The sequence below is a fragment of the Nitrosovibrio sp. Nv17 genome (assembly GCF_900119085.1).
GTDB lineage: Bacteria > Pseudomonadota > Gammaproteobacteria > Burkholderiales > Nitrosomonadaceae > Nitrosospira.
In genome coordinates this window covers 21222-39965 of record NZ_FPIQ01000011.1, presented here as the reverse complement: position 1 = coordinate 39965, position 18744 = coordinate 21222, and the positions used below count along the sequence as shown (strand labels likewise).

Annotated in this window: 17 protein-coding genes; 7 read left to right on the top strand and 10 right to left on the bottom strand. The window is 62.7% G+C overall.

Annotated elements, in window-relative coordinates:
- Positions 1-57 precede the first annotated feature (57 nt).
- Both BT108_RS14165 and epsA read right to left on the bottom strand, forming a co-directional pair.
- On the bottom strand, positions 58-648 hold the full coding sequence (locus BT108_RS14165) for a DVUA0089 family protein (protein ID WP_072293988.1): 591 nt from the start codon (positions 646-648) through the stop codon (positions 58-60).
- A gap of 199 nt (positions 649-847) precedes the next feature.
- The gene (gene epsA, locus BT108_RS07840; protein WP_072293987.1) at positions 848-1639 is read right to left on the bottom strand and encodes an XrtB/PEP-CTERM-associated transcriptional regulator EpsA; all 792 of its coding nucleotides are present in this window, start codon (positions 1637-1639) and stop codon (positions 848-850) included.
- 756 nt (positions 1640-2395) lie between these two features.
- Here epsA and hemA point away from each other — a divergent pair.
- From hemA to grxD, 4 genes are all read left to right on the top strand, one after another.
- The gene (gene hemA / locus BT108_RS07835) at positions 2396-3649 is read left to right on the top strand and encodes a glutamyl-tRNA reductase (protein WP_072293986.1); all 1254 of its coding nucleotides are present in this window, start codon (positions 2396-2398) and stop codon (positions 3647-3649) included.
- Positions 3646-4722, top strand: coding sequence for a peptide chain release factor 1 (gene prfA, locus BT108_RS07830; RefSeq protein WP_072293985.1), 1077 nt, complete (start codon positions 3646-3648; stop codon positions 4720-4722). The genes hemA and prfA overlap by 4 nt, the downstream gene beginning before the upstream one ends.
- Before the next feature lie 34 nt (positions 4723-4756).
- Positions 4757-5599, top strand: a complete 843-nt coding sequence (gene prmC, locus BT108_RS07825) for a peptide chain release factor N(5)-glutamine methyltransferase (RefSeq protein ID WP_072293984.1) — start codon at positions 4757-4759, stop codon at positions 5597-5599.
- Between the two features lie 126 nt (positions 5600-5725).
- Positions 5726-6034 (top strand): Grx4 family monothiol glutaredoxin, encoded by a 309-nt coding sequence (gene grxD / locus BT108_RS07820; RefSeq protein WP_072293983.1) that lies wholly within the window; start codon positions 5726-5728, stop codon positions 6032-6034.
- A gap of 16 nt (positions 6035-6050) precedes the next feature.
- On the opposite strand, the gene BT108_RS07815 is transcribed toward grxD, so the two are convergent.
- Positions 6051-6473 carry a YqaA family protein gene (locus BT108_RS07815; protein WP_072294040.1) on the bottom strand — a complete coding sequence of 141 codons (423 nt, stop codon included), beginning with the start codon at positions 6471-6473 and terminating at the stop codon, positions 6051-6053.
- 160 nt (positions 6474-6633) lie between these two features.
- On the opposite strand from BT108_RS07815, the gene BT108_RS07810 reads away from it, so the two are divergent.
- Positions 6634-7380, top strand: a complete 747-nt coding sequence (locus BT108_RS07810; protein WP_072293982.1) for a 4-aminobenzoate synthase — start codon at positions 6634-6636, stop codon at positions 7378-7380.
- Positions 7381-7468: 88 nt separating this feature from the next.
- Here the strand turns inward: BT108_RS07810 and BT108_RS07805 are convergent, their stop codons facing one another.
- Positions 7469-8383: a LysR family transcriptional regulator gene (locus tag BT108_RS07805; protein ID WP_072293981.1), complete on the bottom strand. Its 915-nt coding sequence runs from the start codon at positions 8381-8383 to the stop codon at positions 7469-7471.
- 144 nt (positions 8384-8527) lie between these two features.
- Here BT108_RS07805 and metE point away from each other — a divergent pair, with 144 nt between their 5' ends.
- Positions 8528-10840 carry a 5-methyltetrahydropteroyltriglutamate--homocysteine S-methyltransferase gene (gene metE / locus BT108_RS07800; RefSeq protein ID WP_072293980.1) on the top strand — a complete coding sequence of 771 codons (2313 nt, stop codon included), beginning with the start codon at positions 8528-8530 and terminating at the stop codon, positions 10838-10840.
- 62 nt (positions 10841-10902) lie between these two features.
- On the opposite strand, the gene BT108_RS07795 is transcribed toward metE, so the two are convergent.
- The 3 genes from BT108_RS07795 to BT108_RS07785 form a co-directional block, all read right to left on the bottom strand.
- A complete protein-coding gene (locus tag BT108_RS07795) occupies positions 10903-13548 on the bottom strand; it encodes a [protein-PII] uridylyltransferase (RefSeq protein WP_072293979.1) in 2646 nt (881 codons plus the stop codon).
- A 5-nt stretch (positions 13549-13553) separates the two neighbouring features.
- Positions 13554-14354, bottom strand: a complete 801-nt coding sequence (gene map, locus BT108_RS07790; protein WP_072293978.1) for a type I methionyl aminopeptidase — start codon at positions 14352-14354, stop codon at positions 13554-13556.
- Between the two features lie 150 nt (positions 14355-14504).
- Positions 14505-15077, bottom strand: coding sequence for a hypothetical protein (locus BT108_RS07785; RefSeq protein ID WP_072293977.1), 573 nt, complete (start codon positions 15075-15077; stop codon positions 14505-14507).
- 102 nt (positions 15078-15179) lie between these two features.
- Here BT108_RS07785 and BT108_RS07780 point away from each other — a divergent pair, with 102 nt between their 5' ends.
- Positions 15180-15833, top strand: coding sequence for a c-type cytochrome (locus BT108_RS07780; RefSeq protein ID WP_072294039.1), 654 nt, complete (start codon positions 15180-15182; stop codon positions 15831-15833).
- On the opposite strand, the gene hemL is transcribed toward BT108_RS07780, so the two are convergent.
- The 3 genes from hemL to BT108_RS07765 all read right to left on the bottom strand — a co-directional run bounded on the left by hemL (position 15819) and on the right by BT108_RS07765 (position 18711).
- Positions 15819-17138: a glutamate-1-semialdehyde 2,1-aminomutase gene (hemL, locus tag BT108_RS07775; RefSeq protein WP_072293976.1), complete on the bottom strand. Its 1320-nt coding sequence runs from the start codon at positions 17136-17138 to the stop codon at positions 15819-15821. The genes BT108_RS07780 and hemL overlap by 15 nt on opposite strands.
- Positions 17139-17236: 98 nt before the next feature.
- Entirely contained in the window at positions 17237-17878 is a 642-nt protein-coding gene (gene thiE / locus BT108_RS07770) for a thiamine phosphate synthase (RefSeq protein ID WP_072293975.1), read from the bottom strand.
- Positions 17875-18711 carry a bifunctional hydroxymethylpyrimidine kinase/phosphomethylpyrimidine kinase gene (locus tag BT108_RS07765; RefSeq protein ID WP_072293974.1) on the bottom strand — a complete coding sequence of 279 codons (837 nt, stop codon included), beginning with the start codon at positions 18709-18711 and terminating at the stop codon, positions 17875-17877. The genes thiE and BT108_RS07765 overlap by 4 nt, the downstream gene beginning before the upstream one ends.
- Positions 18712-18744: the final 33 nt, after the last annotated feature.

Below are 18744 nucleotides of genomic sequence, written 5' to 3'. Positions count from 1 at the left end.
CCTGGCAGAGTGAAGCGGATTAGGGAGGGGAGAGAGGGTGCTCGCCGGAAGCGGAGCCTACACTTGCTTGCGGGCCCCGCTGCGGTGCTTCCATCCCAGCAGTCCCAAGCCGGCGAGAAGCATGGCGTAGGTTTCCGGTTCCGGTATCGCGGCGACATAGGAGTCCCCGCTGGCGGCATGGGCAACGTTCAGGATGTCGATCGCCCAGTGCGGGCTGCGACCATCGAAGCCGACGGTGCCGGTCGTGGTGAAGCCATCCGAGAGATAGAAGCCGCCGATGTAGTTGTCGTACTGGGTCAACGTGACGACATAATCGCCTTCCCACAGCTGGATACGGAGTTCCGAATCGCCGGTATGGGGGTTGCCGTCGTCATTTTCCCACAGCGCTTGTCCGTCCAGCGCATCGAATACCGTGATGATGGGATCGAAACCGCCGGCTGAGACGACGCTTCCGCCGGCGCTTGTGCCGCCCCCCCAGGACAACGTTCTCAGGATGATGACGGCACTCGCGTCGTCGACCGTGAACGTGAATGGCTGTACTTCATTGTCGTCAGCGAAGTTGCCCGTGAATGAAAAATCACCGGCGGAGGCGTCCACCGCCCCCAAGGCGAGGCCCAGCATGCAGATTCCCGTGCGCAGCGCTTTCATGTCGTACCCTCCCGATCAAGGTTCGTTTTTGTATCGTGCGGATGCACAGAGTGTACTCTATCCCCCCTTTCGACGGCTTGGCAAGCCCGGCATTTTATAAGTATAGCCTTGATTATCCTAATGAAACCCGAGGGAGAAAGGTGGGCTATACCGATGAGCAGAATCCCGTTGTCTGAACCCAATCCGAACGTTGCGCCGGTCATTCTCCCCGCTCTTCCGGGGGCGCCATTTTCATGGCGGCCTGCACCCGGCTGGCCACGCCGAGAGTCTTGAAGATACGGCGCATGTGGTTCTTGACGGTGAAGGCGCTGATGCCGAGTATGCTGGCGATCTCGAGATTGGTCTTGCCCAGCCTTACCCACTTCATGATCTCCTGTTCGCGTCGGCTGAGTCCCCACTCCCCTGAAGTGGAATCGTGAACATGCGATGGGACCGGAGATGCCACCCGGCGCAGGGTCGTGTCCAGGTAAGGAAGAAGCACCTGCATGGCATTCAACGCCGGCCGGGAATATCTTTTCGAACCGAGCATCACGTACAGACTGTCTCGATTCGACCGCCTGTCGGTGATGCCATGTATCAGCAGGCAGCGCCCGCCGTGCAGTATCCGCGCCGCTGAATCGGGGGCGTCTGCAGGGGATCGAGAATCGGGGACCCCGCTTTCCAGGATGTCCAGCGTAAGCGGCAGCCTTTTGCCTTCGATCCAACGATGGAGCAGGGTTTGCAGAAATGTGGAGAGGGGACGTGGGTCGGCGGGCCGGGAAGGAGCGCCCGGCAAGGCTGGAATGACCTCCAGGTCTATCCGGTGCGAGGCGAAGTCGCCCGATGCCACGATCAGTCTTTGGTGCGGAAGGTAGTACTGCAACTCGCCCTGCAGCCATGACAGCAATTCGGGAAAACCGTGTACGCCGATCGCCGCTGAGATGATGCGGTAGTAGCGGCTGAGATGTTCCGCTGACAAGGCGGAAAGCGGACCCGCGTCCCGGGTGTTCACGCCGCGTCCCGGCAGCCTGCCGGAGTGGCGGTTCCGGCAGAGGAGATGTCCGGTCGGCTCGGCCGCCGCCGCTCTTCCGCTACCCGACGGCACTTTCCGTACGATCGGGGATTGTCGGAATCCGCTGCCGCCTGATCGTGTCTCTTCGTCATGTCCAGGGAGCGACAGGCCGATCGGCGTCGGCCTTGTCTTTATTTATGGTTATGGTGTGGATACGTGGAGCGTTGGCGTCTGTTCCAAGGTGCCCCTGGATTCAAGCAGATTCCGTGCCTGCCTAGATATTTATTTTTAAACAATTGGTTATCGTCGCTCACCACCCCGCATCGGAGCTGCATGTAAACAATCGTGACGGCGTCGCGCGAGAAGAGTCGTGGACAGCATGCCGGACACCGGAAGGAAAAGGGTGGCGGGAAGGGAAGCTGTCCCGGGTGCCCATATATCGGGTTCGTTGCGAAATAGTGGGGAGCAAATCAATAGAAACAGATGGGTGGAGCACAGGGTAACCCATCATTTTTCGGAGAACGCCGTGATGGGTTGCATCTCATTTCACCCATCCTGCCCGACATATGGATATCGCGGCCACTTCTTCGCTCAAATCCGTGCCGCCCCCCACGGGAATCTTCGATGAACCCCATATTTTTTCAGTGGACCGGAAACTCTTCCTTGTCAAAACCCTTCTAAGGAATGGTGTTCGGGAACCTGGAATATTATAATCAACGAATTTTCGCTTGACTGGTTGCCCACGTCATTCTCGCCATGCAGCTATTTGCTTTCGGCATCAACCATCAGACCGCGCCGCTGGATGTGCGCGAGCAGGTCTCGTTTCCGGAAGAGGCGATGGAAGGCGCGCTGCGTGATTTCGTGGGCCAGCGTCCGGTGCGGGAGGCGGCCATCGTCTCGACCTGCAACCGTACCGAGATCTATTGCAACACCGAGAAACCCGACGAGGCCACCCGCTGGCTGGCGGACTTCCATCACCTGCAGGCACGCGAGCTTGAGCCCTATCTCTATAAGCTGCCCCGGGAAAAGGCGGTCAAGCATGCTTTCCGTGTGGCCAGCGGACTGGATTCCATGGTGCTGGGCGAGCCGCAAATCCTGGGCCAGCTGAAGAGCGCAGTGCGATTCGCCGAGCATGCCGGCACGCTGGGGATGCTGCTGCACAAGCTGTTCCAGCGTACCTTCTTCGTTGCCAAGGAAGTTCGCAGTTCCACCGAGATTGGCGCCAGCTCCGTCTCCATGGCAGCGGCGGCCACGCGGCTGGCGGAACGGATTTTCGGTGATATCGGCGAGCAGCGGGTACTGTTCATCGGTGCCGGGGAGATGATCGAGCTGTGTGCCAGTCATTTTGCCGCACGTCACCCCAACCGCATCACGGTAGCGAATCGCACGACCGAGCGCGCGCAGAGCCTGGCGCATCGCTATAACGCACAGACCATCACTCTCAACGAGCTCCCGGAACAGCTGGCGCTGCATGACATCGTCGTTACCTGTACTGCGAGCACGCTGCCGATATTGGGCAAGGGTATGGTGGAGCGGGCCATCAAGGCGCGCAAGCATCGTCCGATTTTCATGGTGGACCTGGCGGTGCCGCGGGATGTCGAGCCGGAAGTGGCGGAACTGGACGACGTGTTTCTATATTCCGTGGATGACTTGGGCGACATCATCAAGGAAGGATTGGATTCGCGGCAGGGTGCAGTTGCCCAGGCCGAGGCGATCATCGACTCCAACGTCATCAATTTCATGCACTGGCTGGAATCGCGCGAACTGGTTCCCACCATCCGCGCGCTGCGTGACCAGGCCGAACGGTACCGGCGCCATGAACTGGAGCGCGCTCGAAAGCTGCTCGCCAGGGGGGAGGATCCCCAGAAGATCCTCGAATCCCTGAGCAACGGGCTGACCAACAAGTTTCTGCACCTCCCCTCCTATGCGCTCAACCACGCCGTGGCCGAAGAGCGCGACGATCTCGTCGACCTGATCAATCGCCTGTACCACCTCCATCGTCCGGAATGAACAAGAGCATCGCCGCCAAGCTCACGCATCTGAGCGTGCGCCTGGAAGAACTGAATCGTCTCCTGAGCAGCGAGACCGTGACTGCCGACCTCGACAGCTATCGCAGGCTCGCGCGCGAACGCTCGGAGATCGCGCCGGTGGTCGAGCTCTATGGCGCCTACCTGCAGAGCGAGCGCGACATCCGCACGGCACAGGAGATGGGGGGCGATGCGGAAATGCGCGAGTTTGCCGATGCGGAGATCCGCGAAGGCAAGGAACGGCTGGGCCAGATCGGGGCGGAACTCCAGAAGCTCCTGCTGCCACGAGATCCCAACGATGAGCGCAACATCTTTCTGGAGATTCGTGCCGGCACCGGCGGGGACGAATCCGCGCTGTTCGCGGGCGACCTGTTCCGCATGTACGCACGCTTTGCCGAACTGCAGCACTGGCAGGTCGAGATCATTTCACAGAGCCCCTCCGAGGCGGGCGGCTACAAGGAGATCATCGCCAAGGTCATCGGGCAGGGTGCCTATTCCCGGCTCAAGTTCGAATCCGGCGGTCATCGTGTGCAGCGGGTACCCGTCACCGAGACGCAGGGCCGCATCCATACCTCGGCGTGCACGGTGGCAATCATGCCCGAGGCGGATGAGGTCATGGATGTGGTTCTCAATCCGACGGAACTCAGGATCGACACCTTCCGGGCTTCGGGAGCGGGCGGGCAGCACATCAACAAAACCGACTCGGCAGTGCGCGTGATCCATCTGCCCACCGGTATCGTGGTCGAATGCCAGGATGGACGCTCGCAGCACAAGAACAAGGCACAGGCGATGAGCGTCCTGGCCGCGCGCATACGCGACAAGCAGATGCAGGAACAGCGGAACAAGCAGGCCGCTACCCGCAAGTCGCTGATCGGGAGCGGCGACCGCGCGGAACGCATCCGCACCTACAACTTTCCTCAGGGCCGCGTCACCGATCACCGCATCAACCTGACGCTCTACAAGATCGAGCAGATCATGGACGGCGATCTGAACGAGTTGTGCGCCGCGCTGATGGCGGAGCATCAGGCGGAGCAGCTCGCGGCCCTGGGCGAGTAGAGGCCGGTACTGCGTGCCCGAGGATCGCCCGTCCGTGGCATCCCTCACACTGGGGGAGGCGCTGCGTGCGGCCTGCAGGGACATCGAAGGGATCGATGCGCGTCTGCTGCTGCAAAATGTGCTGGGGGTTGCACCGGCCTGGCTTGCGGCCCATCCCGAGCATGAGCTGACCGCAAGCCAGGCGCAGCGGCTGCGCCGGCTGGTTCGGCGCCGTGCCCGAGGCGAGCCGGTGGCCTACCTGGTGGGGGAGCGTGAGTTCTATGGCCTGCGCTTCCAGGTCACGCCTGCGGTGCTCATTCCACGACCCGAAACCGAGTTGCTCGTGGATCTTGCCCTGGAACGGATTCCCCCCGGGCGTGCCTGCAAGGTGCTCGACCTGGGATCAGGCAGCGGCGCGATCGCACTTACCCTGGCCAGGCATCGCCCGCTCGCCGAGGTGACGGCGGTAGATATTTCGAGCGACGCCCTGGTCGTTGCCAGACTGAATGCTGCCCGGCTTGCCGTCGCCAACGTGCGCATTCTCCAGGGCGACTGGTTCGAGGGAGTGGCGGGAGAGAGCTTCCATCTCATCGTTTCCAACCCTCCATACGTTGCCGACGGCGACCCCCATCTGGCCCGGGGCGATCTGCGTTTCGAGCCGCGCGCGGCGCTCACCCAGGGCGCCGGTGCGGATGGCCTGGGCTGTCTGCGCCGGATCTCCCGGCTCTCGGCCCGCCATTTGGTGGAAGGCGGAACGCTGTTGCTGGAGCACGGCTACGACCAGGCAGGAGCCTGCAGGGAACTGCTGCATGGCGCAAGTTTTGGCGACGTATGCTCCTGGCCGGACCTGGCCGGCATCCCGCGGGTCAGCGGTGGGCGGCTTGGAAGGTTTGCCTGAGAAGCTGCTAGAATGGTGTCTCGGAATAGGTACACCGCATGAGAGATCGATTGGAGTGAGGCCGTTTTTGAAAAACATCCTCTCATCCATCCGATCTCAGATCGACCAACCGGACAAGGAGCAGACATGAATACACAGGAAACCATCAGGCAGCAAGTGACCACCCATCCCATCGTGCTGTACATGAAGGGGACGCCTCAGGCCCCGCAATGCGGCTTCTCCGCTCACGCGGTCAAGGTGCTCAGCGCATGCGGGGTGAATGATCTGTTAGCGGTGGATGTGCTCGCCGAGCCCGAAATACGGCAGGGCATCAAGGAGTACTCGAGCTGGCCGACCATTCCCCAACTCTACATCAACGGTGAGTTCATCGGTGGTGCCGATATTCTGACCGAGCTCTATCAGAGCGGCGAACTGCAGAAGCTGTTGCAGGAATAGCGGCGGGAGCGGACCGTCATGGGCTGGCGACGGCCGCGATCGCCCAGTAGCGTGCGAGTTTTCCGGCGGCCATGAACACTGCGGCCTTCATCCAGTGGATTCGCAGCCACCCCGCGGCGATACACAGCAGATCGCCCACGAGCGGCGCCCACGACAGCAGGAGTATCGGGCTGCCATGGCGGCGCACCCAATCCAGACCCCGCGGTCTGCCCCCGGATTTTTTGAGCAGCGCCTGTTCATCGGGCAGCAGACGCCCGATCACGTATGAACTCATGCCGCCCAGGGTATTGCCCACCGATGCGATTCCCAGGGCGGGCCAGTGCAGTTCCGGATAGGCGTGCAGCACTCCCAGCAGTACCGCTTCCGAACCGCCCGGCAGCAGCGTGGCGGCGAGAAAACTGCTGATGAACAGTGCCATCAGGCTGAATCGCTCATCCATGCGCGTGATCGGGGAATGGAAAAAGCACAAGTTTAGCTTCTAATCCTGCGGTTTCCCCAGATACTCCCGCTGCGGGCGCACCTGCAGGAATTTGACTTGGCGGCATCATTTCGCGATGATATGATGCCTGATTACCCATCCCTGTCCGAGAGAGGAGACCATGACAACCAACGATACATCGCTCAAGCAAAGGATAGACGCCATCATCTCTGCCCGCCATCTTCTGAAGCATCCTTTTTACGTGGCATGGACGGAGGGGAGGCTGACCCGGGATCATCTGCGCCATTATGCGGAGCAATATTTCCATAATGTCCTGGCGGAACCGACCTATCTGAGCGCGGTGCACTACAACACGCCGCACCACCACAGCGCAGCGCGCAGCGGGGACATCAGCGTGCGGCAGGAGGTTCTCAAGAACCTGATCAGCGAGGAGCACGGCGAGAAGAATCATCCCGCGCTGTGGCGGACGTTTGCATTGTCCCTGGGATCGAGCGACCGAAGCCTGGCGGAGGCTGCGGTGCTCCCGGGAACGGCGCGGCTGGTGTCGACGTATCGTGACATCTGCCTGAACGAGCCGTTCTACGCTGGCCTGGCGGCGATGTACGCCTTCGAATCCCAGGTGCCGTCGATTGCTGCGGTGAAGATAGAAGGATTGTCACGATTCTATGGAATGGACGATCCCGCCGGCTACGAATTTTTCACGGTGCACCAGGAGGCGGACGTGCACCACTCCGCGGCAGAGTGGGCGCTGATCGAGCGATTCGTGGATACACCCGAGAAAGAGGCACAGGTGCTCTCGGCGACCGAGCGCGCATGTGCCGCGCTGTGGGGGTTTCTGGATGGCATCTACGAGACCCATTGCGCAGAACTGGCCTGCGAGGAAGACGTACCCGTCACCCTGCACTGAGGTGCGCGCCGGGGAGGCCTTTTCGCTTCCCGGGCCCGGCCCGGCAGCACCTGTCGCCCCGTCACCCTGGCCGTGCCGGGGCGTCGCCTCATTTCAACGGGACGATGCCCTCCAGCGTGGCAAAGCAGGTACTTCGCGCGGTACTGAGAAAGTCGCGCATGTAGGGACAGGTCGACGTCTTGCTCGGAGTCGACGCGTACAGGTCGCTCCACAGTCCGCTTGTGCCGATACGCCGCGCAATCACGTAGTCGTGCTCCACGTAGTTCTTGAGGCCCCAGCTGGGCAGTGCGGCGATGCCGCGACGGCTTGCCACCAGCTGCAGAATTGCAACCGTCAGTTCCGCCGTGCGTCGTGGCAGCCGGATTCCTGCGGGTTTCAGCACCTTCGAGATCAGGTCGATGCGATCTTCCGGCACCGGATAGGTGATCAGGGTCGTGTCGGCGAAGTCTGCGGCATGCAGGCTGCGTTTCGCGCCCAGGGGATGCTCGGGCGCCAATACCGCCAGGATTTCGAAACGGAACAGCGGGTGATGCACGATATCGCGCCTGCTCCCGTGTTCCGAGCCGATCACCACATCCGCGGAGCCATCCTCCAGCAGCTTGAGGGGGTCGGCATGGAACCCGGACACCAGATCCAATTCCACCTCCGGCCAGTTCCGCCGAAAGGCGTCCATGAGCGGCATCAGCCAGTCGAAACAGGTATGGCACTCCAGCACGATGCGCAGGCTTCCGCATGCCTGCTGCGAGAGGCGGGCGATATCCCGCTCGGTTTCCTGGATTTCTTCCAGTACCTTTCCGGCCAGCGCCGCCAGCTGCCTGCCCGCATCCGTCAACTCGATGGACTGGCCCCGGCGCTGGATCATGGGCAGGCCGTAGTACGCCTGCAGTACCCTGATTTGGTGCGACAGAGCGGATTGGGTCAGGTGCACGCGCCTGGCGGCGCGCGATACGCTGCCGGTTTCGTGCAAGGCCGAGATCGTGCGCAGGTGGCGCAGCTCAAGCATGGCTATGAATGATATTCATAGTTTTTTCAGAACGTTTCACTTGATTCATAGTCTAGTCTGCCACACAATGTGCGCCGGCGGCAACCCGACGACCGCTGGGCCGCTTTCCACAACGCCGCACCCGCATGGAAACGAGGAGCAATCATGGCATTGACACATAATCTGGGTTTTCCCCGCATCGGCGCACGCCGCGAGTTGAAACAGGCGCTTGAAGCGCACTGGCGCGGTGATATCGACGAGCAGGAACTGAAGGACAGGGCGGCCACGTTGCGCCAGCGCCACTGGAGCGTGCAGCGCGAAGCTGGAATCGACCTGATTCCCGTCGGCGATTTTGCCTTCTATGACCAGATGCTGAACATGACGGCGCTGCTGGGTGCCGTGCCGGCGCGCTACGGCGCAGGAGGGGAGGAGGTCGGACTGGGCCTGTACTTCGCCATGGCGCGCGGCACCGCCGCCCAGCCGGCGATGGAGATGACCAAGTGGTTCGACACCAACTACCACTACATCGTCCCCGAGTTCGATGCGAATACCCGGTTCCGCATCGCATCCCAGCAGCTTTTCGAAGAGGTGGCGGAAGCCAGGGCGCTGGGTATCGTGCCGAAGGTGGTGCTTATCGGCCCACTGACCTACCTGTACCTCGGCAAGGAGACCGAGCCCGGTTTCGACAGGCTAGGACTGCTCGATTCCGTGCTGCCCGTCTACCGCGACATCCTGGCCCGGCTCGCCGCCCTGGGTGTGGAATGGGTACAGATCGACGAGCCCTGCCTGGTGCTCGATCTGGAAGACGACTGGCTGGAGGGCCTGGAGCGGGCCTATGCCGTGCTTTCCGAAACGGGGAGCGTCCGGCCGAAGCTGCTGCTTGCAACCTACTTCGAGGGCGTCGGTGCCCATGCCGGGCGCCTGAAGGAACTCGCGGTGGAAGGGCTGCACATCGACCTGTGCAGGGCGCCAGATCAACTAGACGCCTTCCTGGAGGGCTATCCGGCCGACAAGGTGCTGTCGCTGGGGGTCATCGACGGGCGCAACGTATGGCGTGCCGATCTTTCGCAGGTGCTGGCGACGCTGGTGCGCGCGCAGGTGTCGCTGGCCGGGCGGGTCTGGGTCGCGCCCAGCTGCTCGCTGCTGCATTGTCCCGTGGACCTCGACCTGGAGACGCGCCTGGAGCCGGAGATCAGGGACTGGCTTGCCTTCTCGGTGCAGAAGCTGCGGGAAGTCTCGATACTCGGGCGTGGCCTGAATCAGGGCGAGGATGCCATCCGGGCGGAGCTGGACGCCGCCGACGGGGCCAGGCGGGAGCGTCGCGAGTCTCCCCGTATCCACAATCCCGCCACCCAGGCGCGCCTGCAGCGCCTCACTCCGGACGATGCCCGGCGCGCGAGCCCTTTTGCCATCCGGCGGGAGAAGCAGCAGCAGCGCTTCCGGCTGCCTGACCTGCCCACCACCACCATCGGCTCATTTCCGCAGACGCCGGAGATTCGCCAGGCACGTGCCGCGTTCAGGAAAGGCGAGATCGGGAACCTGGAATATCTGGAAGCGATGCGCTCGGAGATTCGCCTGGCGATCGGCAAGCAGGAAGAGATCGGGCTGGACGTGTTCGTCCATGGAGAGGCCGAGCGCAATGACATGGTGGAGTATTTCGGCGAGCAGCTCTATGGTTATGTCTTTACCGAGAACGGCTGGGTGCAGAGTTACGGTTCCCGCTGCGTCAAGCCCCCCATTCTGTATGGTGACGTCTATCGTCCCGAACCCATGACGGTGGAATGGATTCGATATGCGCAGAGCCTGACCGAAAAGCCGGTGAAGGGCATGCTGACCGGACCCATCACCATGCTGATGTGGTCGTTCGTGCGCGACGATCAGCCGCGCTCCGCCACGGCGCTGCAACTCGCGCTGGCCATACGCGACGAGGTCGTGGATCTCGAGCGTGCCGGTATTGGCATCATCCAGATCGACGAGCCGGCGTTCCGCGAGGGCCTGCCGCTTAAAAGAACCGACTGGAGCACGTACCTGGAGTGGGCGGTGAGAGCCTTCCGCGTCTCCAGTTCCGGTGTGCGCGACGATACGCAGATACATACCCACATGTGCTATTCCGAATTCAACGACATCCTTCCCGCGATCGCCGACATGGAGGCCGACGTCATCACCATCGAGACCTCGCGCTCCCGCATGGAACTGCTGGATGGATTCGGGCAGTTCAAGTATCCCAACGAGATCGGGCCCGGCGTATACGACATCCACTCGCCGCGCATCCCCGAGACCGGCGAGATGCTGGAACTGCTCGACAGGGCCTGCCAGGTGATCGATCCCCGGCAGTTGTGGGTCAATCCCGACTGCGGCCTGAAGACCCGCAACTGGCCGGAGGTGGTCACGGCGCTGGAGCGCATGGTGGATGCCGCGCGTGCGCTTCGGGCCCGCCTCGGTACCTCCGATTCCGGAACGGGGGCTTCGCCGGCATGACGGGCGTACCGCGCCTGCACGCCTGACCGCCTTTCGCCGGGTAAAGCAAAGCCCCGTGCTGGTCAGCGGGATACGGGCAGGCTCGTGTGGGTGGCGCCCTGGGGCGTCTGCAGTACCGCCAGCAGCGCGGTCTCGAGGCGCAGCAGGGCTGGTGTATCGTGGAGCGCGTCTCCGGTGATCAGGAACACGTCCTCGGCACGCTCTCCCAGCGTATTGATCCGTGCGCCATGCACATCGATGCCGCAGTCGGCCAGGACGAGGGCGATGCGCGTCAGCAATCCCGGCTGATCTCCTGCCACGATCGACAGGATATGATACGAGCCGTTTTCATCGGGCTCGATATCGACCTCCGGCATGATCGGAAAATGCTTGAGGTGTCGGCTCAGGCGTGCCTGCGGGGGAGGCTTGAGCGGCGACTGCCGTACCAGACGCAGCGCCAGTTCGCATGCCAGAACATGAGTTGCGTCGGGCTGGCGTTCCATGGCATCGAAGGGATCCAGCACCAGGAAGCTGTCGAGCGCGTGGCCGTCGCGGGTCGTATGGATGCGCGCCTGGACGATGTTGTAGTCCTGGCTGTCGAAAAAGCTGCAGATACGGGCGAACAGGTCTTTCTGGTCCGGAGCGTAGACCAGTACCCCGATCCCCGTGTCCCTGGGGACAATGCGTGCCCTGACCACGATAGCTCCAGGCTCGGCCCGGATCAGATGGGGTTTCAGGTGTGCCATGTGCCAGACGATTTCCTCGGCATCGTGCAGCAACCAGTAGGTGCGATCGAAGGTGGACCAGATGCGCTCGCGTGTGTCGGCGGGAATGCCGCATCGACCCAGCAGTTCGTGTACCCTGCCCTTGTGGCCCGACATGTCGGACTCATGATCGGGTGCGCCGCTCAGGTGCCGGTGCGTCGCCCATAGCAGATCCTCCAGCAACTTGCCTTTCCAGCTGTTCCACACCTTGGGGCTGGTGCCTCGGATGTCCGCGACCGTAAGCAGATACAATGCCACGAGGCGGCGCTTGCTGTCGACATGTCTAGCGAAATCCGCGATCACTCCGGGATCCGAGATGTCCTTCTTCTGGGCCGTGATGGACATGGCCAGATGATGTTCCACCAGCCAGGCCACCAGCCCGGTATCCGCTGCCGACAGGCCATGCCGGCTGCAGAAGCGCCCGGCGTCGACGCTGCCCAGCCGGGAATGGTCGCCGTTACGTCCCTTGGCGATGTCGTGAAACAGTCCGGCGAGGAACAGCACCTCGGGGCGCTCGAATTCGCCGATGAGCTGACTGCACAGCGGGAACTCGTGCGCGAATTCCGGCTCCATGAAGCGGCGCAGGTTCCTGATCACCATCAGAATATGTTCGTCCACCGTATAGACGTGGAACAGGTCGTGCTGCATCTGGCCGACGATGCGCCCGAAGGCCGGGATGTAGCGGCCAAGGATGCCGTAGCGGTTCAACAGCCGCAATTCGCGTGTCAGCCCGCGCGGTTGGCGCAGGATATCCATGAACAGGGCACGATGGCGCGGATCGCGCCGGAATGAAGCGTCGATGAGCGGGGCTGCGCGCCACATCGCCCTCAGCATTGCCGGACTGCGCGCCCGCAGCCGGGGGTGCCGCTGCAGCAGCAGGACGCTTTCCAGCATGGCACCCGGATCCCGCCGGAATACGCCTTCGTCGCGGATCTCCAGCAACTCGCCGCGCTGCTGGAAGCGTGCATCGAGGATGACTGGTGGAATGTCCGTGATGGGGAAGATGCGCGTGCGCAAGGCCGGCAGCAGCAGGGTGTTGATCTGTGTCACCATCCGGGCGGCACGGTAGTAGCGCTGCATCAGCAGTTCGCTGGCGCGGCGCGGCAGCGCATCGGCGATGTCGAGTTCGGTGGCGAGCGTGGCCTGGTAGTCGAACAGCAGCCGGTCCTCGCGCCTTCCCGCAAGGTAGTGCAGCCGGATCCGCAGGTCCTGCAGGATCGACTGGTGCCGCCGGGCGAGGCGTGCCTCTCGCTGCGTGACGAAGCCACCCCTGGCGAGCTCCTGCCAGGAGGCGCCAAGCCTTGCCGCGCGCGCGATCCACAGGATGTTCTGCAGATCCCGCAGGCCCCCAGGCGCTTCCTTCAGGTTGGGTTCGAGATTCTGCGTGGCATCGTGATATCTGCCGTGACGCTGCTGCTGCTCCAGTTGCTTGGCGATGAAGAATGCGCGCGGTTCGAGCATCCCCTGCATGAGGGATGTGAATTCCGCGTACAGGGACCGGGCCCCCGCGAGCTGACGTGCTTCCAGCAGACTTGTCTGCACGGTGATGTCTCCCCCCGCGTCTTCGCGGCACTCGGCCAGTGTGCGTACGCCGTGCCCGATGTCCAGGCCCATGTCCCACAGTATCCTGACCCAGTGCTCCAGGCGCGATCGGAGTGCGTCATCCGCGTCGGCACGCTGCCGGGTGGGAAGCAGCACCAGCAGATCGATATCGGAGCAGGGGTAGAGCTGGCGGCGCCCATAGCCGCCTACTGCCAGCAGTGCGATGGATGCCGGCATGGACAGGTCCTGCCATGCCTGGCGCAGAATGCCGTCCACCAGCCGGCAGTGGTCGCGCAGCAGGGCTGCGCCGTTTCCGCTGCGACGGTAGCGCTGGCGCAGCGACTCCCGCCCCTCCATCAGGGCCTGCCTGCCCGCCTCGACGTCGAGAGGGCGTCGCAAGGAGCCGGCTCGGGCAGGCTTCATGGAGTTCAGGAGCGGAATATCGGCTTTGGCGGGGCTCCATCGGATAGCGTCAATACCTCGTATCCGTCTTCGGTGACCAGGACGGTATGTTCCCACTGCGCCGAGAGGCTGTGATCCTTGGTCACGATGGTCCAGCCATCGGCCATCTGGCGCACCGGCGCCTTTCCCGCATTGATCATCGGCTCTATCGTGAAGATCATTCCCGCTTCTAGCCTCAGTCCGGTGCGCGCGCGTCCGTAGTGGAGCACCTGCGGATCTTCGTGGAACGCCGTGCCGATGCCGTGGCCGCAGAATTCCCTGACCACGCTGCATCCCTGCCCTTCGGCAAAGCGCTGGATGGCATGGCCGATATCTCCCAGGTGCTTGCCCGCTCTGACCTCCTCGATCCCGCGCCACATCGATTCATAGGTGATCTCGCACAGCCGTCTGGCCTGGATGCCCGGCTCCCCCACGCAGTACATCCGGCTGGTGTCGCCGTGGTAGCCATCCTTGATGACGGTGACGTCGATATTGACGATATCTCCTGCCTTCAGCCGCTTTTCCCCCGGTATCCCGTGGCATACCTGATGGTTGACAGACGTGCAGATGGATTTCGGGTAAGGCGTGTATCCGGGTGGAGCGTAGTTGAGCGGAGCCGGGATGGTACGCTGCACGTTGACCATGTAGTCGTGGCACAGCGCATCGAGCTCGTTGGTCGTGATCCCCGGCTTCACGAAAGGGGTGATGTAGTCCAGCACCTCGGAGGCAAGCCTGCCGGCAATGCGCATCCTGTCGATATCCTGCGGCGATTTTACGAACACGGTCATGGCAGCGTTATCGTTGGCATTCTACGGCGCGACGGAGGGAAGAGGCCATATGATGGCGATTGCGGCGAGGCATTGCAAGATCGCCGATGTCTTCCCCCGTCGGCATGCCGTACCGGCTTGCACGATAGCGGCCGGCCTCGGGGCCGGCCGCTACGGTGTGCGGCATGCGATCCGCTGCAGTTTGCTGTCCGGAAATTCCTGTTCCAGCCGCGTAAGCCTGCGGATGGTCTCTTCCGATGCGGCCTGTGCGACGAATGCCGTGCGTGCAATGCTGCGCGTGGCGATGATGGCTGACCTGACGCCTCTTTGCCGGTATGCCGCCATCGCATCCTGGGCCTCTTCCGCGGTGTGAAAATATCCCATGGAAATAGCATGGGTCCATATGCTTTCATCATCTATGTGCGTGTATCCGGTGACACCCAGCCGGTCGAGTTCACCCATCTTCTTTTTCGCACGTGCGCGGCTTCCCAGCGGCGGGATGTGGATCCAATGGACGGTGATCTCATCCACGGTTTTCGCGACGATTGCCTCCCGCAGCGATTGCTGGGAGATCGCAGCTCTGACAGGCCCCAGGTCCGGTTCGATGAATACGCCCCATTCCAGGCACACTGGCCGCACGGGAGGCTCCCCGGATTCCACGGCTGCAGGGGTGGATGCGGACGACCGGATGTAGAATGCAAGAGCGAGATTGGAGAACAGCAACAGAAAAAATAATGGTTTCATCAGCCGGCGACTTATTGTTAACTCGCGCTCGCCTTGTTAAAATACAATGTTATATACATGGTTATAACCAATTAGACAGCGGAGCGGCTCGAGATGCGTGGCATGAAATCGGTTTCGAATCTGATGTTATCATTCGTCGCACTGGTATTGTCCAGTTCCATTTCTGCCGATACCGCGCCCTCTGCCTCCAAGACCAGGGGTGATGCGGCCAAGGGCAGGGAGATCGCCACCCAGGTGTGCGCAGCCTGCCACAGTCCCGATGGGAACAGTGTCATCCCGATGAATCCCAGCCTGGCTGGCCAGCATGCCGAGTATATCACCCGGCAGCTGGAGAGCTTCAAGCAGCAGGACGACAAGCCTGCGATTCGTCAGAGCCCGGTCATGAGCGTCATGGTGGAGCCTCTCTCCGCGGAGGACATGAGGAATCTGGGGGCCTACTATGCCCAGCAGGCGGCGCGGCCTGCCGGAGTCAAGGACAAATCGCTGGCGTTGCAGGGAGAGAAGGTCTATCGGGGCGGAAATCTGGAATCTGGCCTTCCCGCCTGTGCCGGGTGCCACTCTCCCAACGGTGCCGGCATTCCGCCTCACTATCCGCGCCTGGCCGGGCAGCATGCCGAATATGTGGCGACACAGTTGCGATCCTTCCGGGCCTCCGAGCGTGCCAAGGATCCCAATAACGAGATGCACATGATTGCTTCCCGCATGAGCGAGATTGAGATCGAAAGCGTATCGGAATTCATCTCAGGGCTGCGCTGATCCTCGTTCCTGCGTCACTTTTTGTCCCAGTTCGCTGAATACCCGTTCGGCCGCCGCCAGCGTGCCGTCGATCTCGGCCTCGCCGTGCGTGCTCGAGACGAATCCTGCCTCGTAGGCGGAGGGCGCGAAGTAGACACCCTCCTGCAGCATGGCGTGGAAAAAGCGATTGAACGCATCCCGGTCACATTCCATGATTTCAGCATAACTGGTCGGTAAATCGCTCCGGAAGTAGAGGCCGAACATGCCTCCCAGCGACTGTGCGCAGAAGGCCGTGCCATGCCTGGCAGCGGCCGTCGCCAGGCCTTCCACGAGCTGCAGGGTGCGGGCAGCGAGCTTATCGTAGAATCCGGGCGCCTGCACCAGCTTCAGCGTCGCCAATCCTGCGGCCACTGCCACGGGGTTGCCGGAAAGGGTGCCTGCCTGATAGACCGGCCCGAGCGGGGCCAGGCATTGCATGATGTCGCGTCTGCCCCCGAACGCAGCCATGGGCATGCCTCCTCCGATGACCTTGCCGAGGGTCGTGATATCCGGCCGGATGCCGTACCGGCCCTGGGCGCATGTCAGACCGACCCGGAACCCGGTCATGACCTCATCGAGAATGAGCACGCTGCCGTGCAGCGTGCAAAGTTCGCGCAGGGTGGGCAGGAAATCGGAGGTGGGCATCACCAGATTCATGTTGCCTGCCACGGGCTCGACGATGACGGCAGCGATCTCATCGCCGAATCGATCGAATGCGCACCGTACGCCTGCAAGGTCGTTGTAGTCCAGCACCACCGTGCCCGAGGTAGTCGCCTCCGGCACGCCAGCGGAGCTGGGGTGGCCGAAGGTCAGCGCGCCGGATCCCGCCTTGACCAGCAGGGCATCGTCGTGGCCGTGATAGCACCCTTCGAACTTGACGATGCGACTCCTGCCGGTATATCCACGCGCCAGGCGGATCGCGCTCATGGTGGCTTCGGTTCCCGAGCTTACCAGCCTCACCTGCTCCATGGATGGCACCAGGGCGCACAGCAGTTCCGCGAGCTCCAGTTCGGCCTGCGTGGGGGCGCCAAAGGTCAGTCCGTCCTGGGCCGCGGTCTGGACGGCCCGCACGACGTCGGGATGGGCATGTCCCAGGATCAGCGGTCCCCAGGAGCCGACGTAGTCGATGTAGCGCTTGCCGTCGGCATCCCACACATGGGCACCTTCTCCTCTCCGGAAGAAGACCGGGGTACCGCCCACCGACTTGAATGCGCGCACCGGCGAGTTCACCCCGCCCGGAATGTAGCGTTGGGAGCGTTCGAATAGTTGCTGATTACGTGAGGTCATCGGATGGATATTCCATGGTGGCGGGAAAGGGGTGCGAATGGTGCACGTGTCTGCATAACTGGAGCAGGTGCTTGCAAGCGACCGGTGACGGGTCTAATTCACGCGGGTTGCGGAGGGCTCAGCGATCGTGCCATGCGTTCCGCCGCCTGGCGGCAGCCATCGCTGCCGAACAGGGCATCGCAGGCCGCCACGGCGTCGACCCCCAGGCCCAGCAGAGACGCGGCATTGTCCGGTGTGACGCCTCCTATGGCGACGATGGCGATCCGCAATTCCCGCCGCGCCCGCGTCAGCAAGTCCAGGGGGGCGTTCGTCGCATCCGGCTTGGTGGACGAGGCGAAGATCGCCCCGAAGGCGATATAGTCGGCGCCAGCGCGCTCAGCCTGGATGGCCAGCGTCAGCTGGTCGTAGCAGGAGGCGCCGACGATCCTGCCGCTGCCCAGCCTGTACCGCGCTTCAGCCACGGATACGTCATGACGTCCAAGGTGGACGCCGTCGGCACCGGTTTCCATCGCGAGATCGAGATGGTCGTTGACGATGAAGGGAACTCCCGCCTCGCGGCACAGTTGCGCCAGCGCGTGCGCCTGTTCCTGCCGCAAGGCCTTGCCCGCCGTCTTGTTGCGATACTGCAGCAGCCGTGCGCCGCCGGCCAGCACTTCCCGCGCCATTCCGGCCAGCCTGGAGGTGTCCGTCGTATCCGGTGTGACGGCATACAACCCGGCTACTCTTGCCGCCTGATTCACTTGGTTCCGGTCCGCTGCACAGCGCCGGCTTCACTACGTGCCCAGAACATACGGTCAGGCAGGTACTGCCCCATGCCGGGACGGAAGCCCGCCTTCAGCGACTGCCATGTATACGCCTGCGCTTCATAGACGCTTTCGACGATCGGCAGCCCGCTTGCCAGCGTGGCAGCGATGGCCGAGGCAAGCGTACAGCCCGATCCATGGTAGGCATCCGCCAGCCGGTACCATGAATCCGAACGAATGACTCCTTCACAGCCATAGAGATGATTGGTCACCTGCAGCGTATTCTCATGGGTTCCGGTGATGAGCACGTACTTGCAGCCCATCTGGAGAAGACGGGCCGCGCACTGGGCGAGATGCTGCAGGTCGTGCTCGTCGTCTCCCTGTGTCAGCTGCCGCGCCTCCAGGCTGTTGGGCGTGATGATGGTCGCCTGCGGCAACAGCAGTTCGCACATCGCGGCCCGCATGCTTCCGCTGGCGAGTTCGTCGCCGCGGCCCGAGGCGAGTACCGGGTCCAGCACCAGCGGGATGTCGGGGTAGTCCGAGATCACCTCGGCGATGGCGGCGATGGTTTCGACGCTGCCCAGCATGCCGATCTTGAAGGCATGCACCGGCATGTCTTCAAGCACCGCGCGCGCCTGGTCGACAACCCATTCGGCATCCAGGGCCATGACATGATCAACCCCGGCGGTATCCTGGATGGTGATGGCGGTGATGACCGACAGCGGATGGCAGCCCATGCTGGCAAGCGTGAGGATGTCCGCCTGTGCGCCTGCGCCGCCGCTGGAATCGCTGGCAGCGAAGGAAAGTACGATGGGGGGTGGCTGAGACATGGGCGAATACCGTAAAATGGCATTTTAACCCAA

Bases quoted from the DNA above. Each gene is read 5' to 3' on its own strand.
- BT108_RS07780 (WP_072294039.1), top strand. From the start codon at position 15,180: ATGAAATCGGTTTCGAATCTGATGTTATCATTCGTCGCACTGGTATTG.
- BT108_RS07785 (WP_072293977.1), bottom strand. From the start codon at position 15,077: ATGAAACCATTATTTTTTCTGTTGCTGTTCTCCAATCTCGCTCTTGCA.
- map (WP_072293978.1), bottom strand. From the start codon at position 14,354: ATGACCGTGTTCGTAAAATCGCCGCAGGATATCGACAGGATGCGCATT.
- prfA (WP_072293985.1), top strand. From the start codon at position 3,646: ATGAACAAGAGCATCGCCGCCAAGCTCACGCATCTGAGCGTGCGCCTG.
- BT108_RS07815 (WP_072294040.1), bottom strand. From the start codon at position 6,473: ATGGATGAGCGATTCAGCCTGATGGCACTGTTCATCAGCAGTTTTCTC.
- BT108_RS14165 (WP_072293988.1), bottom strand. From the start codon at position 648: ATGAAAGCGCTGCGCACGGGAATCTGCATGCTGGGCCTCGCCTTGGGG.
- BT108_RS07795 (WP_072293979.1), bottom strand. From the start codon at position 13,548: ATGAAGCCTGCCCGAGCCGGCTCCTTGCGACGCCCTCTCGACGTCGAG.
- BT108_RS07805 (WP_072293981.1), bottom strand. From the start codon at position 8,383: ATGCTTGAGCTGCGCCACCTGCGCACGATCTCGGCCTTGCACGAAACC.
- BT108_RS07765 (WP_072293974.1), bottom strand. From the start codon at position 18,711: ATGTCTCAGCCACCCCCCATCGTACTTTCCTTCGCTGCCAGCGATTCC.
- metE (WP_072293980.1), top strand. From the start codon at position 8,528: ATGGCATTGACACATAATCTGGGTTTTCCCCGCATCGGCGCACGCCGC.
- grxD (WP_072293983.1), top strand. From the start codon at position 5,726: ATGAATACACAGGAAACCATCAGGCAGCAAGTGACCACCCATCCCATC.
- hemA (WP_072293986.1), top strand. From the start codon at position 2,396: ATGCAGCTATTTGCTTTCGGCATCAACCATCAGACCGCGCCGCTGGAT.
- hemL (WP_072293976.1), bottom strand. From the start codon at position 17,138: ATGACCTCACGTAATCAGCAACTATTCGAACGCTCCCAACGCTACATT.
- BT108_RS07810 (WP_072293982.1), top strand. From the start codon at position 6,634: ATGACAACCAACGATACATCGCTCAAGCAAAGGATAGACGCCATCATC.